13 protein-coding genes are annotated in these 13,118 nt (G+C 41.6%); 2 read left to right on the forward strand and 11 right to left on the reverse strand.

Annotated features, from left to right (window positions below; all coding sequences use genetic code 11):
• Positions 1-7: 7 nt before the first annotated feature.
• The 8 genes from AACW06_RS02185 to AACW06_RS02220 all read right to left on the reverse strand — a co-directional run bounded on the left by AACW06_RS02185 (position 8) and on the right by AACW06_RS02220 (position 8,430).
• Entirely contained in the window at positions 8-1,201 is a 1,194-nt protein-coding gene (locus AACW06_RS02185) for a glycosyltransferase (RefSeq protein WP_192073804.1), read from the reverse strand.
• 152 nt (positions 1,202-1,353) lie between these two features.
• Positions 1,354-2,385 (reverse strand): glycosyltransferase family 4 protein, encoded by a 1,032-nt coding sequence (locus tag AACW06_RS02190; RefSeq protein ID WP_192073805.1) that lies wholly within the window; start codon positions 2,383-2,385, stop codon positions 1,354-1,356.
• Positions 2,363-3,835: a sigma-54-dependent transcriptional regulator gene (locus AACW06_RS02195; protein WP_192073806.1), complete on the reverse strand. Its 1,473-nt coding sequence runs from the start codon at positions 3,833-3,835 to the stop codon at positions 2,363-2,365. The genes AACW06_RS02190 and AACW06_RS02195 overlap by 23 nt, the downstream gene beginning before the upstream one ends.
• Positions 3,836-3,943: 108 nt before the next feature.
• On the reverse strand, positions 3,944-4,351 hold the full coding sequence (locus AACW06_RS02200) for an Hpt domain-containing protein (protein WP_238336617.1): 408 nt from the start codon (positions 4,349-4,351) through the stop codon (positions 3,944-3,946).
• A 93-nt stretch (positions 4,352-4,444) separates the two neighbouring features.
• Entirely contained in the window at positions 4,445-5,140 is a 696-nt protein-coding gene (locus AACW06_RS02205) for a chromosome partitioning protein ParA (RefSeq protein ID WP_192073807.1), read from the reverse strand.
• Positions 5,140-7,233 carry an SLBB domain-containing protein gene (locus AACW06_RS02210; RefSeq protein ID WP_192073808.1) on the reverse strand — a complete coding sequence of 698 codons (2,094 nt, stop codon included), beginning with the start codon at positions 7,231-7,233 and terminating at the stop codon, positions 5,140-5,142. The genes AACW06_RS02205 and AACW06_RS02210 overlap by 1 nt, the downstream gene beginning before the upstream one ends.
• Positions 7,226-8,059, reverse strand: a complete 834-nt coding sequence (locus AACW06_RS02215) for an OmpA family protein (protein ID WP_192073809.1) — start codon at positions 8,057-8,059, stop codon at positions 7,226-7,228. The genes AACW06_RS02210 and AACW06_RS02215 overlap by 8 nt, the downstream gene beginning before the upstream one ends.
• Before the next feature lie 50 nt (positions 8,060-8,109).
• The gene (locus AACW06_RS02220) at positions 8,110-8,430 is read right to left on the reverse strand and encodes an STAS domain-containing protein (RefSeq protein WP_053311499.1); all 321 of its coding nucleotides are present in this window, start codon (positions 8,428-8,430) and stop codon (positions 8,110-8,112) included.
• A 303-nt stretch (positions 8,431-8,733) separates the two neighbouring features.
• Here AACW06_RS02220 and AACW06_RS02225 point away from each other — a divergent pair, with 303 nt between their 5' ends.
• Positions 8,734-9,582, forward strand: coding sequence for a DNA ligase (locus tag AACW06_RS02225; RefSeq protein ID WP_192073810.1), 849 nt, complete (start codon positions 8,734-8,736; stop codon positions 9,580-9,582).
• Positions 9,583-9,619: 37 nt separating this feature from the next.
• Here the strand turns inward: AACW06_RS02225 and AACW06_RS02230 are convergent, their stop codons facing one another.
• Entirely contained in the window at positions 9,620-10,990 is a 1,371-nt protein-coding gene (locus tag AACW06_RS02230; protein ID WP_192073811.1) for an MATE family efflux transporter, read from the reverse strand.
• A gap of 119 nt (positions 10,991-11,109) precedes the next feature.
• On the opposite strand from AACW06_RS02230, the gene AACW06_RS02235 reads away from it, so the two are divergent.
• Positions 11,110-11,721, forward strand: a complete 612-nt coding sequence (locus AACW06_RS02235) for a riboflavin synthase subunit alpha (protein WP_192073812.1) — start codon at positions 11,110-11,112, stop codon at positions 11,719-11,721.
• A gap of 42 nt (positions 11,722-11,763) precedes the next feature.
• On the opposite strand, the gene AACW06_RS02240 is transcribed toward AACW06_RS02235, so the two are convergent.
• The gene (locus AACW06_RS02240; protein ID WP_053311503.1) at positions 11,764-11,967 is read right to left on the reverse strand and encodes a CPXCG motif-containing cysteine-rich protein; all 204 of its coding nucleotides are present in this window, start codon (positions 11,965-11,967) and stop codon (positions 11,764-11,766) included.
• 154 nt (positions 11,968-12,121) lie between these two features.
• Positions 12,122-12,988: a fructosamine kinase family protein gene (locus tag AACW06_RS02245; RefSeq protein ID WP_192073898.1), complete on the reverse strand. Its 867-nt coding sequence runs from the start codon at positions 12,986-12,988 to the stop codon at positions 12,122-12,124.
• Positions 12,989-13,118: the final 130 nt, after the last annotated feature.

The following is a 13,118-nucleotide window of genomic DNA, read 5'->3' on the forward strand; positions in this document are numbered from 1 at the left end:
TCCCCTCCTAAGCAAAGTGCTTTGTTATGTAAGTTTTCACTGGGCGAAATGCCGCTAACCAAGAAAACTCCGGTAAGCTTTGCGCTTCTAATAACTGTTCGTACACAAACTCAATCGCTCGCGTATTATGTTGGATTGTATGGCGGGCAAGTACATTCTGTTTTGCGCGTACACCAAGCGCCCGTGCAGGGTAAGGATGCTTCATCACGGCTCGCATTGCTTCGACTAAAGGTTTGATCGAGGAGTTTTCATAAAGAAGCCCAGTTTGCTTATGGCGAATTATTTCAGGTATGCCGCCCACTCTGGGGGCAACAATCGGTAGTTCGGCAAGTGCAGCTTCAATAATCACCAAGCCAAACGCCTCATTTCGAGCCCCGCTGACAAACGCATTTGATGCATGAAGCCAATCCTGAACGTTAGTTTGCTCACCCACGAAATGGACATGATTATTGATACGCAGCTCATCCGCATTGAGTTCTAAAGAGTGCCGTTGAGGTCCTTCGCCAATCACCAATAAATGAGTATTGGGATATTCTAATACCAGATGACGGATCGCCGACAATATACGATCAATCCCTTTACGATGTATTAAAGAACCAACGGTAATGAACACGTAAGCATCATCAGCAATCCCTAATTTTTCATTTAAATCAACCGCAGAAAAATGTTTAAGCCGATCAACATCAATACCATTATGAATGACGGAGAGGCGATCACGTTTATATCCATCACGACGTAAATGCTCAGTAATCGCTTTGCTGACGGCAATAATATGTGGCGAAAAATGCAGTCCGAGCGTTAGGCGATCGCGCATTGGATAGTCAGAATGTAGTTGTGTCACCATCGGTGTTTTGGTGATTCTAGCTACAAGGCTCATCCACTGGCAGGGAGCGCCGCTGTTGACATGGATGATATCAATTTGCGCCCGTTTTATATAATCGATGCCTTGTTTTACTAAGCGATACCAACCTAGCACGCTGAATCGAGGGGCTTTCCAGCCTAGAAGTAAAGTAAATGGAGAATACTCACTGTGCACTGCATCGTTTTGCATTCTATGATGCAGGGCTTCGCAATTGGTCCAGACATAAGGAGTGTATTGAGCTCGGTTTAGGTGCGTAACTAAATCAAGCAAACATTGTTCACTACCGCGAATCCAATTATCACCGTAATGGACAAACAACACGCGTTTACGGTTTTTCATGATAATACCTCCTTTTGCTTTCGTTAAGGAAAGGATTGCAAATGGAGTGCCAATGATAAAATTGTGCTATTTAACTGTTTTTAAAAGTATTATTTTGTTGAGGTAATGTCAGGATAGCTAGGGGATGGCATTTTCTCAAAATGAGAGTCAGTTTAAGTAAAATAAAAGCCAAGGATTGTTGGAATCATTACATCACTAGAATAGTGCTCTTGAATAGTTTGTTTGGCGTGTTGGCTCAAGGACTCTTTTTGTTGTGAGCTCATTGTCGACCAACGCTCGATAACATCAGAAAGCTGAGAATAGTGATCAACGATAAATCCATTGTTTCCATGGATAACTAATTTGGGGAGGTCACCAACATCAACGGTAGCGATGGGAATACCACGCGCCATAGCTTCTAATGCCGCCATAGGCAGTCCCTCATAGCGTGAGCAAATCACCAGTAAACCAACTTTTGGCCAAACAATATTCATCTCAATTTGATGACCATGTAACTTAAGATTGTGTGATTTTTTTGCCTTGAGTGTTTTTTCCATTGGTCCAGAGCCGTAACAATGGAATGAAAGGTTAGGGCTAGCTTGTGCTAGGCGAAGAAAATGATCGGGCGCCTTTTCATGACTTAAGCGCCCAATAAAGGCAATTTGTTTTCCTAGTGAAAGATGAAGATCACCCACATTAAGAAAATTATTCAATACTAACGCCGGATATGGGATTTTTCGAGCCACTTTTTCACTGACGGCAAAGCGGTGTTTAGATAGAAAACTTGTATAGCGATCAAGTGTATCGTAAAACCAAACGCGCCCTTTTGGCGTTTCACCGGCATGAAAGGTGCTAATTTGTCTCATGTTACAACCCGGTACACATACCAATAATTTGCTGAAAATACTGGCTTTATAACCATGAGAGTGAATTACGCTGGGCTTTTCATCTTTTACCGCTTGTATCAGAGCATAGAACGGATTGTTTGTTGAGTAACGATCGGAAAGATAAAAGAAAGGGATCTGATATTTCGTCAGTTGTAGAGCAAGTTGGTTACTTTGCTCATACCGCTGGATAAATATAACTTCCACATTCACGTCATGAGACAGAAGCCCACGAGCCAATTCAAGCACGTAGGTTTCAATCCCACCAAACACTAAGCTATCGAGCAGCAACCAAACCTTATTGGCTATGATTTTGTTCATCTTCCATTTCCCATGCCTGTTTTTTCCGGTAAACAGTCGAAGGGCTCAGCTCTAGTAACACTGCGGCATTAAGCACATTACCATCACAAAAATCAATCGCTTGCTGTATGGTTTCTCGTTCTATTTGCCACATGGGGCGAATCACCATTTGATGAGAAGAAGATGGATTTTCAGATAAAGGAATTGCTTCGTGATGCCCAACCGCGCTCACTTCCGACAGAGGTGTAGCTGACATTGTTGAAGAAGCTGTATCACTAACCAATTCGATTTTGACAGTTCGTTGTTGATGCATTTGAGCTGGTAGGTGCGCAACGGAAACTTTACTCTCATCATTTAGCACCACGATATTACGGATAATATTTTGTAGCTGACGTACATTGCCAGGCCACGTATAACGTTTGAATACCGCCTCCACATCACGGCTGATACCTGTAAATTTCTTCTTATCTTGTTTGGCATATTGCAGTAAAAAATGATTTGCTAACGTTACAATATCATTTCCACGTTCACGCAATGGTGGCATTTCAATCGGTACCACATGAACACGATAATAAAGGTCTTCGCGGAAACGACCTTCTTCAACTTCTTTTAGAGGGTCTCGGTTTGTAGCACAAATGATTCGCAAATCAACTTTGTGTTCCTTGGAAGAACCTAAAGGAGTAAAGGTTCCTGTCTGCAAAAACCGCAATAGCTTCTTTTGCATCTCCAATTCCATTTCACACAATTCATCGAGAAATAGTGTTCCGCCATCAGCCAATGATGCTGCCCCTTTACGGTCTGTTGTTGCGCCAGTGAATGCGCCTTTAACATGACCAAAAATCTCACTTTCCATTAAATCACGTGGAATCGCACCACAGTTAATAGCGATGAAGGGTTTATCTCTGCGTTGGCTTTCTTTGTGAATGGCTTCAGCACACACCTCTTTACCCGTCCCACTCTCACCATTGATAAAGACACTCGCTGTTGTTGGAGCGACGGAATCAATGATTTTGTATACTGCTTGCATTGGCAGGCAAGCACCAATAAAACCATGGAAACGAGTTCTATCGAATTTATTGTTAATATCTTCAACTAGATGCTCTAGCTTAGCTCGCTTTAGATGTAGATTAACTGAAGTTTTGAGTCGATCTGCTTTGATCGGTTTTTCCAGAAAGTCTTCTGCGCCTTTATTCATTAAGGTGACTGCGATATCGACAGAACCATGCGCGGTGGCCACAATAACGGCGGTTGGTATTTGATTGTCAGAAATCCAATCCAGTACCTGCTCTCCAGACATGTCGGGTAGCTTTAAGTCTAAAATGACTAGTTGTGGTACGTTACGTTCGATAAATGCGATGGCTTCTAGCCCCGTTTCTACATGAAACAGGTCATAGGGCTCATCTTTGACATATTGTTTATAAAGTACGGCAAGGGAGGTGGAATCTTCAACGAGTAATACTTTGGGTCTCATTTTCACGTCCTTGTTCTATAGCTTGATATTCACCTGTATCCATATTTTCTAGCATAAGGTTAAGATTGTGTGAAATGTTGTTCGCCAATTATTTGAAGTTGAGGCATTTCAGAATCCGAGAGCTTTACGTTGAATTAGCGCGCGTATAGAATCATGCGCTAGCTTTTCTAATTTAGGAACAAGGCTAAATGCAATATCAGCCTCTCCTATGAGGCAATGTTTTTCTATCTTGCGAGCTAATTCAGATAGGCGGCGATTACCCAAAGCAAGAGAAGTACTACCCAAAGTATGTGATTCAAACTCTAGCGCTGGTAGGTTTTGTTCTATCGTTGCGAGTTGAATTTTAGAGAGACGTAATTCGCACTCTTTGAGGTAATGCTCAATAAGAAAAGGGATGACTTCTACACCAGTATCTTTAATCATCTGTTGTAAAATAGACTCATCAACCCATTGTTCCATCTCATCTTTTGTCATTAACTTCTCACCTAGCATTATTCCAAACTTATTATTTATCATAGCGTTTGTTTCCTTTATCGTGGCTTATAAGTCAGCTTTTTCTGTAAGCTGAGAGAAGGCGCAAGTTTTACGCCAAGGATTCAAAGTGTGTTGTTAAGCAGAAACAGAAAGGAAATTATTTTTCAGTAACCAGTGATTGATTCGTTCGCGCCAAGATTGAGGAATAAAAGGAATGCGGTCTAATTCTCTGACCAACTCTTGACTCAACGGCGGTTGGTTTTTTATATTGAGAACCGAGCCCAAAAAGTCGATTTTCTCCGACTGTAATAAATTCATTGCGGTACTGATTTGGCCGGAAGTAGTGGCACCGCCCATTACCACTAGAATGGTTTTATCACACGCACTGGCAACGCTTTGTGCGGGAATATTCCCTTTATTAACCTGCAGTAATGGTGAGGTATCAACAATGACGCGGTCAAATTTGCTCATCCAACCGGCTACCGCCTTTGCCATGGTATTTGGATCTTTATAGGCCAGTTGGGTTGCACGTTCATTGGGAATGGCAAGCCCAGTAAATAACTGATGGGTCTCTTTATTTTCTATCCAATACTCTTGTTGTTGATTGCTATTAATGGTCAATTCTAAGTTACGAAAGGCGGGGTTAAATAGGTTTAAATCCACTAATAATGTTTGATGGCCTGCAAGTAAATAACGCTCGGCGAGTGCACTTGCTACCGAAGTTACCCCCTCACCAGTTTGACAGGCGGTAATACATAGTGAGTGGCAGTCTGCTAACTCTGCCGCCATATAGATTTGTTCAATTTCAGCATGGGTTGCAGGAATACACATTATAAAGCTCCTATCAGTACGATGGTGGTAGTTAGACGCAAAATATCCTCTAAACCGACACGTGCTTTTTCCATGAAACTCTCACTACGATCAGGAATGTAAATTGTATCACCAGCACGCAGTACGGGAAGTTGATAGATATTCGCGGTTTTACTAAATTCGACTAAGTTGAATGAACGCGCCTGCCCTTGACAACATGACATATTAACCACAGTAATTTTCTCAAGATAAGCTGAGTCACTCGGACCACCAGCTTCAGCCAAAATATCGAGAATAGTCATTGTGTCGTTAAATACATATCGACCGGGCTTATTCACAGAACCAAGTACACGTACCGTTGATTCTTTAGAGCGATCGAGCCAGTTACGGTTTTTCTCTGGAATATAAATGGTGTCACCGGGTTTAACTTTAGGCAGCAGATTTTCATCACCAGTTTCAAAATAAAGCGATAAATTCAACTTGCTGACCTGTGCATAGGTTTTATCGCGATGAGTAATGCGAATGTTATGGATATCTGCATCTTTTGTCGGGCCATCAGCCGCAGAAAGAATATCTAGGAAGTGCATTTCCGTGGTGAAACGATAGCGCCCCGGGGCGTTGATTTGGCCGAATAGATAAATAGAAGCATCCGAACTTTGGCGTACCCATTGTGATTTATTATCCGATGGATCTTGAGGAAGATCGTGAATTCGAATGATTGAGCCAGCACGAATCAAAGGCAATTCCGACGTCGGGGCTCCTTTTTGAATATAAGCATCAAGGTTAAAAACATGCAGACGATTATCCGTTGTTACTACTTCTATTCTGGTTGTATCTGCGCGTAATGTTGGACCACCCACATGTGCGAGTAGATCCATTAAATCCATTTCGTCAGACCATTCAACACGCCCAGGTCGAATAACTTCACCAATTACACTGACAGCACGGTCTGGTGCTACTTTCAGCCATGATTTTTCATTCATGTCTGTTTTTTCGGGAACGAAGATAGCGTCACCGGATGCGATGCTAGGAGGATTTTCACCCGTTAGTCCTTCGGTGTATGCGGTTAAATCAAAGCGGATCACCTGGCCGTTAGCTTTAATGATGCGAATTTGACGAGATTCTGCAAAGCGCGTTGGCCCGCCAGCGTTAGCCAAAATATCCATGAAGGTTGCACCTTTCTTACCTTCAAAAGCACCAGGGCGAGCCACTTCGCCCATCACATAAACCATATTTGCACCAGATTTAATCTCCTCTTCTTGTTTAGGTACAAAAATAGTCGTTCCTGGTGAAAGGGTTGGTAGTAAGCCAATATCTCCAGTATCAAGATATCGCTTAAGATTAAAAATCTGCGGATTGTTATTGGTGATAATTCGAATTTGTTCCACGCCAGCATAGCGAGTGACACCACCAGATCGCATTAAAATATCAACCAAGTCTGAGCTGTTTTGATAAGTGAATGAGCCGGGGGCATTCACTTCACCAAAGACTTTAATTGCATTACGACTATCTGCACTGTCACCCGAATTAGCCAATTTTGCAGCATCAAATTCTTGCTCGATATTACCCACAAGTGGTGAGGCTGGAACAAATAAGGTATCAAGAGACTGAAGTTTCGGTAGGGTATTGTCGTTACCGGAATCTAAAAAGGCCTTGTAATTAAATTCGGATTTTTCACCACCACGTTTAAGCTGCATTTTATCGAGCTGAGCGCCGGATCTCAGACCGCCAGCAGCGTGAAGTGCCGTCTGAATATCAGCATTGCTGGGCAAAGTATACTCACCAGGGGAAGAGACATAACCTTGCACTGAGATTAATACCTGTTGCTCTGCAATGAATATTTTCGCATTAGATAAGTCACGAAATACGGTACTTAATGCTTCGGTCACGCTTTTACTTAATTGTCCTTCATCGTAACCCACAACAAAAATGGGTCCAATTTCAGGCAGAGTGATACGGCCACGTTTGTCCACTTGAAAACCACGATTTAACTCTTCTTCACCAGGAAGATTGACTTGAATAAGATCGCCGACTTGAACCGTCGTTTCTTTCGCTAGTGACGACTGAGTGAATATAGCTAAAATGATTAGAATGAGAAGATTGAGCTTATTCATAAAGTCCTCCTAGTGACGGAGTCACTGAGTGCTCTTCAGTTGAGATGATTTCAATGCTAACGCGACGATTTGTTAATTGAACAGCTGGTGAGTCGCCTTGGTATAAGGGTAAACTATCGCCTAAAGATTGTGTTGAAACGCGTTTGGCTTCTAAACCAAAAATGGTTAAGTAGCGTTTTACTTGCTCTGCTCGGCCTTTGGCTAGTTTGTTGTTGTGTTCTTCACTTCCTGTTGAATCAGCATGGCCTGTCACCACGACGGAGAGCATTGGATACTCATTTAATAGGTGAGTAGCTTGCGCCAAATAGCCCATAAATTTAGGGTTAATTTCTATAGAATCAAAGGCGAATTGGTTATCGACATTGAGTAGTTTAAACAACTTATCAACAACCGTTAATTGTTGATTTAATTGATTTTGATCACTCGGTGGAGCACAACGAGTTTGCGACGTGACATAATCTAACTGCTGCTCTAACCGATTCAGACGGTTGCGTTGAATCACTAAATCGTTGGCTGCATCAAGTAATAGCCCACCCTCTAGTTCACGCGCAATACGGTTTTGTTTTTCTAAGGCTTGTACTACTGCGGCAGGAAAACACCATTTAGCCCCTTCACGAATTAGCGCGTCTAGATGCAACTTGGCAAGCTGCCAATCAAATCGCAGACCGTGTTCAGGGCCAAGTGGTTCGTCTGGCATCACGGGAGAAAACCCTGCGGAGGCGTAAGACTCCGCCAGACCGCCAGTCCCTTGTTGTGGATAGCTAGTACAACCTAAGGTTAAAGTTGTGGCTATCAACAACGCTATGTATCGATAATATAAGCGCATGCCAACGTCTCCAGTTAGTGATTATTATTATGTTTAATATAACTATAGTATTAATGAGAACGAGAGTTAACGGGAATAGCATGACCAATACGAAGTAAGTTCATAATCTCTAATGGCTGCCCACGTACGTTTTCAATTCGCATGTTACGCTCGCGTTCCACAAGACGTTTGTAGAGATAAACTAACGCTCCAACACCTGATGAATCGAGAAACTGAACGTTGCTAAAATCAATTTCGATCTCTTGATATGTATCTTGGGAAATCACTTCATCGATATGAGATTGCACATGGCGGCAGCCATCGGCATCTAAATTGCCTTCAATATGTAGAGTAAGTTGGATGTTATTTGTTTCAATTTTACGTAGTTCCATGACGGTATCTCCTCAGTAGTTGTAATCTAATAGAGCAGATAATGTGCCATAAATTATTTCCTTATAATTCAATACAATATGGATGGCTTATTGATGATTCTCAAAATGAGAAATCATTTTTTTTCATTTTGATAGGGGGGAATAGAAACTAGAAATAGATCTCTGTCAGTATAATTTGTAATAAATAATCCTCTTTACCGCTAATATCTATGATACTTCTCACACTATTTTCGTTTTGCTCTTTCTCTCCTATATGTTGACCGACATTATTTAGCCACTATTCATTAACCGGGTCACATCGAGATGTTATTCCGTCTTTCTTGCCTATCCATCGCCATATTCAGCGCTCAACATGCTATTGCTACTGACGGTTCTTTGGCTTTTATTCAGGTCGCTGCTGCTAATAATTATCAGCATGGCATTAATATTGATGAGTATTGGAAAAGCGAAAAGCTTGATGGTATTCGCGCCATTTGGAATGGGCATGACTTACAGACTCGAAGTGGCAAGCGAATTAATGCACCGACATGGTTTACCGATCCTTTGCCAAATTACGCGATAGAAGGTGAGTTATGGGCTGGCCGAGGGCATTTTTATCACGTGCAACAAACCGTATTAGACACCACTCCGAATGATGAAGCTTGGATGAGGATTAATTTAATGTTGTTTGATATGCCAGAAGCGACAGGGGGTTATCAAAAACGCTATTTCAATATTGTTGATTTAGTATCAAAAACCAATAGCAAGCACGTAAAATATATTGAGCATACACCGATAGCATCAGAAGCCGAATTACTTGGATATTTGAATAGCGTAAATGACGAAAAAGGTGAGGGAGTGATGCTGCGCAAAATTAATGCTCGTTATCAGGCCGGTCGCAGCAATGACATGCTTAAACTCAAAAAGCATCAAGACTCCGAAGCCATGGTCATTGGTTACAAATTAGGACAAGGAAAATACGAGGGACTAATGGGTTCAGTATTGGTAAAGTTAGACAATGGGGTTGAATTTTATATTGGCAGTGGCTTTTCTGATGAGGTCAGGAAAAATCCACCGAAGATAGGTTCTACAATCACGTTTCGATTTAATGGGCTAACGGCAGAAGGAAAGCCTAGGTTTGCTCGTTATCTCAGAGAAAGGCCTACGATCTAATACTAAAAAGCCAGACATCAAGTCTGGCTTTAATCGTTTATTTGGAGGCGAAATCCAATTGGATATGGTCTTCTTGTTTATGCATCCAATGTAAACGAATACCAAGCATTAACGCAGCGGAAGACAAGCCGACAATAAACCCAATCCAAAAACCGCTTGCACCCATCGGCTCAACAACCATATCTGTCATTGCTAGCACATAACCTGTCGGCAAACCAATGATCCAGTAGGCGATAAAAGTTCTATTAAAGATAGCCGTCATATCTTTATAGCCACGCAATGCTCCGGCAGCGACAACTTGAATTGCATCAGTACATTGATAAATCGCTGCGAACAATAGTAATTGCATAGCCATCGCGACCACCGCACTATTCTCTGTATAAAGTAAGGCAACTTGTTCACGGAAAATAACGGTTAATGTGGCGGTAATGAAGGCGGTAGAAAGCCCAACCAATAACCCTATACGTGAAGCAATAGTTGCTCCTTCAATATCTTTCTCTCCTAATTTATGCCCAACGCGAATACTCACCGCTGCACCGATACTCATTGGTAGCATAAAAATCAAGGAGGAAAAATTGAGTGCAACTTGGTGGGCGGCTACCACTAATGACCCTAATGGTGCAACCAAAAGAGCAACAACAGCGAACAGTGTCACTTCAAAGAAAATTGCTGCTGCAACCGGGAAACCAAGTTTAAACAGTCGGATTTGTGCTTTCCACTGCGGCTTATAAAATTCTCCAAAAATATTAATGTGTGCGATTCGTTTGGAAGTTATTACATAAAACAGCAACATGAAAAACATAATCCAATAGACAATCGCAGTGGCAACTCCACAGCCGACACCGCCCATTTCTGGAATCCCCAACTTACCGTATACAAAAATCCAGTTCAAAGGGATATTAACCAACAAACCGATAAAGCCGATAACCATCGCAGGTTTGGTTAGCGACATTCCATCAGTAAAACTGCGTAATGTTTGAAATAAAAGATAAGAAGGAACAGCGAACATCACCGCATACATGTAACCATTGGTTTTTTCCGCCATTAACGGTTCAACGTCCATCAATTTAAGAATCCATTGGGTTTGAAACAGCACTCCAATGATCGGAATAGAAACAAAAAGTGCTAGCGCTGCACCTTGTTGAATTTCGAAAGGTATTTTCTTTTGGCGACCGGAGCCATTTAATTGTGCTACGACAGGAACTAATGCCATTAGTAGCCCAACACCAAATAAAATCGAAGGTAGCCAAATACTGGCTGCAATTGATACTGCGGCCATATCAATTGCGCTGACGCCGCCAGCCATCACCGTATCAACAAAGCCCATTCCCGTTTGAGCGATAGAGGCAACAAGTACAGGTGATGCTAATTTTATTAGGTTTGAAGCTTCTAGTTTGTAACGATGCACAGAATTCTCCAGAGGAAGGATGAGCAAAAATGGTGCAAAAAATAAGTGACAAGTCGCACTGGGAAGGATGATAAAGAAATGTCACACTAAGCTCCATGAAAAACTGCCGGAATGACAAAATGTTTACAGGTATCGTGCAAGGAATGGCAAAAATCGCTGCCATCGAGAAAAAAGAGTCGTTTCAAACCCACGTTATTGAGCTAAAAGCACCACTTAATCAAGATTTAGCGGTAGGGGCGTCAGTTGCTCACAATGGATGTTGCTTAACCGTCACTAAAGTCGAGGGAGAGCAAGTATGGTTCGATTTAATGCAAGCGACGCTTACGTTAACCAACTTGGGAGAGCTAAAGGTTGGCTCCCATGTCAATATTGAACGAGCTGCCAAATTTGGTGATGAAATCGGTGGCCATAATATGTCAGGGCATATTGCTTTAATGGCGGAAATCTCAGAGGTGATTGATACACCGAATAACCGTACCATCTGGTTCTCATTACCTCAAGCATCTATGAAATACGTGCTAGCTAAAGGTTACATCGGTCTAGATGGATGCTCTCTTACTATCGGTGAAGTGAAAGACAATCAATTTAGCGTACATTTAATTCCAGAAACCTTAAAACGCACGCTGTTTTCTATGAGAGAGGTCGGAGATAAAATCAATGTTGAATTTGATCCTCAAACACAAGCAATAGTTGACACTGTAGAACGCGTGTTGGCGAGCCAAAATCGATAATTCAAAATCAGATAGAGCGCCCATTTAGACGCTCTATCTGAATCAAAAAATCTGTTCGTCATCTGCGTCGATAAATAATTCTATGGTATCTAAACGTTCATCAACCATCATGTTGAGATGAATAGCATGACAACATGCTGGACAATCATCGTAGAAATTTTGACTGCCATTAGAAGCATCTAAAGTAATTCGAATTGAGTGACCACAATGCGGGCACGTAACTTGTCTTTCTGTATAATTCTGCATATCTCTATCCTTACATCATTGAGATATCCTAATACTAGCCTCCGAAGTTACTTAAAGCGGCAAATTAAGTGTAAAGTTTGAGTTCATCCATAAAACAGCCCCGTAGTCATTTATACCAATTCTTTAACGATGTTTACCTATATAATTTTCATATTTAATAAGAGAGTATTTCCTTAATGAGACTTTCCGCTTCAGCAAGATAACGTCCCCCAAACTGATTGTAGTGATTAAGAATATGATAAAGATTGTAAATCGCTTTACGTTCTTCGTAATCTAAACTCAGTGGTAGAATACTTTCATAGCCTTGGTAAAACTCTGGCTGAAACCCTTCGAATAGCTGAGTCATCGCAATATCACATTCTCTATCTCCCCAGTAACAAGCGGGGTCATAACAAATCGGGCCAGTGACAGAGTTAGCAACATTGCCGTGCCAAAGATCCCCATGAAGTAGAGAAGGGCGAGGGTTATGATTAGCTAATCGTGTTTGGATTACATCTACAAATTCGCTGATATTAACCAGTTCAATTCCTTTTTCACGTAGCAGCTGTAACTGCCAACCTATGCGCTGCTCGGCAAAAAAACGATGCCATTTTTTATGCCATTGATTCGGTTGTAGCGTACTACCAATATAATTATCACTATCAAAGCCATACTCTTTTTGCTCACCCCATTGGTGTAATTTTGCAAGCTGTACACCAAACTGGTAACTATTATTGGCATCATCAAGAGGCTTAGTTGGAAGATAATTTAAGACAATAAAAGCATGGTTTTTACTGGTTCCGATCATTACCAGTTCAGGCAACGATACCGTTGAAGTTTCACGGAGTGTACGAAGATTTTCACCTTCTATCTCAAACTTGGGTAAAAAATTGCGGGTATTCGTTTTCACGAAGTAACGCTGTTCACCATCGCTAATCATATAGCAGTCGTTAATGTCACCACCACTGATTTTGGTTTTTTCAACTAGGTCGAATTGAAACATTAGCGTGTCGGATAATTGCTGGGTGAGCCTTTGCCACATAATGACCTCTGCTTTATTCACTTAATAATTCGTAGTTTAGGCTATGCTTACAAATATTTCAGACTACCATGGCACAAATTTCATCTCTTTAGGCATCAAGATACATAAATACTCATAAATGTGATTTAGT

This window comes from Vibrio sp. S12_S33, from assembly GCF_963889785.1.
Taxonomy (GTDB): domain Bacteria; phylum Pseudomonadota; class Gammaproteobacteria; order Enterobacterales; family Vibrionaceae; genus Vibrio; species Vibrio aestuarianus.

Excerpts from the sequence above, each read along its gene's own strand:
- AACW06_RS02185 (WP_192073804.1), bottom strand. The coding sequence starts at position 1,201 with ATGAAAAACCGTAAACGCGTGTTGTTTGTCCATTACGGTGATAATTGG.
- AACW06_RS02190 (WP_192073805.1), bottom strand. The coding sequence starts at position 2,385 with ATGAACAAAATCATAGCCAATAAGGTTTGGTTGCTGCTCGATAGCTTA.
- AACW06_RS02195 (WP_192073806.1), bottom strand. The coding sequence starts at position 3,835 with ATGAGACCCAAAGTATTACTCGTTGAAGATTCCACCTCCCTTGCCGTA.
- AACW06_RS02200 (WP_238336617.1), bottom strand. The coding sequence starts at position 4,351 with ATGATAAATAATAAGTTTGGAATAATGCTAGGTGAGAAGTTAATGACA.
- AACW06_RS02205 (WP_192073807.1), bottom strand. The coding sequence starts at position 5,140 with ATGTGTATTCCTGCAACCCATGCTGAAATTGAACAAATCTATATGGCG.
- AACW06_RS02210 (WP_192073808.1), bottom strand. The coding sequence starts at position 7,233 with ATGAATAAGCTCAATCTTCTCATTCTAATCATTTTAGCTATATTCACT.
- AACW06_RS02215 (WP_192073809.1), bottom strand. The coding sequence starts at position 8,059 with ATGCGCTTATATTATCGATACATAGCGTTGTTGATAGCCACAACTTTA.
- AACW06_RS02220 (WP_053311499.1), bottom strand. The coding sequence starts at position 8,430 with ATGGAACTACGTAAAATTGAAACAAATAACATCCAACTTACTCTACAT.
- AACW06_RS02225 (WP_192073810.1), top strand. The coding sequence starts at position 8,734 with ATGTTATTCCGTCTTTCTTGCCTATCCATCGCCATATTCAGCGCTCAA.
- AACW06_RS02235 (WP_192073812.1), top strand. The coding sequence starts at position 11,110 with ATGTTTACAGGTATCGTGCAAGGAATGGCAAAAATCGCTGCCATCGAG.
- AACW06_RS02240 (WP_053311503.1), bottom strand. The coding sequence starts at position 11,967 with ATGCAGAATTATACAGAAAGACAAGTTACGTGCCCGCATTGTGGTCAC.
- AACW06_RS02245 (WP_192073898.1), bottom strand. The coding sequence starts at position 12,988 with ATGTGGCAAAGGCTCACCCAGCAATTATCCGACACGCTAATGTTTCAA.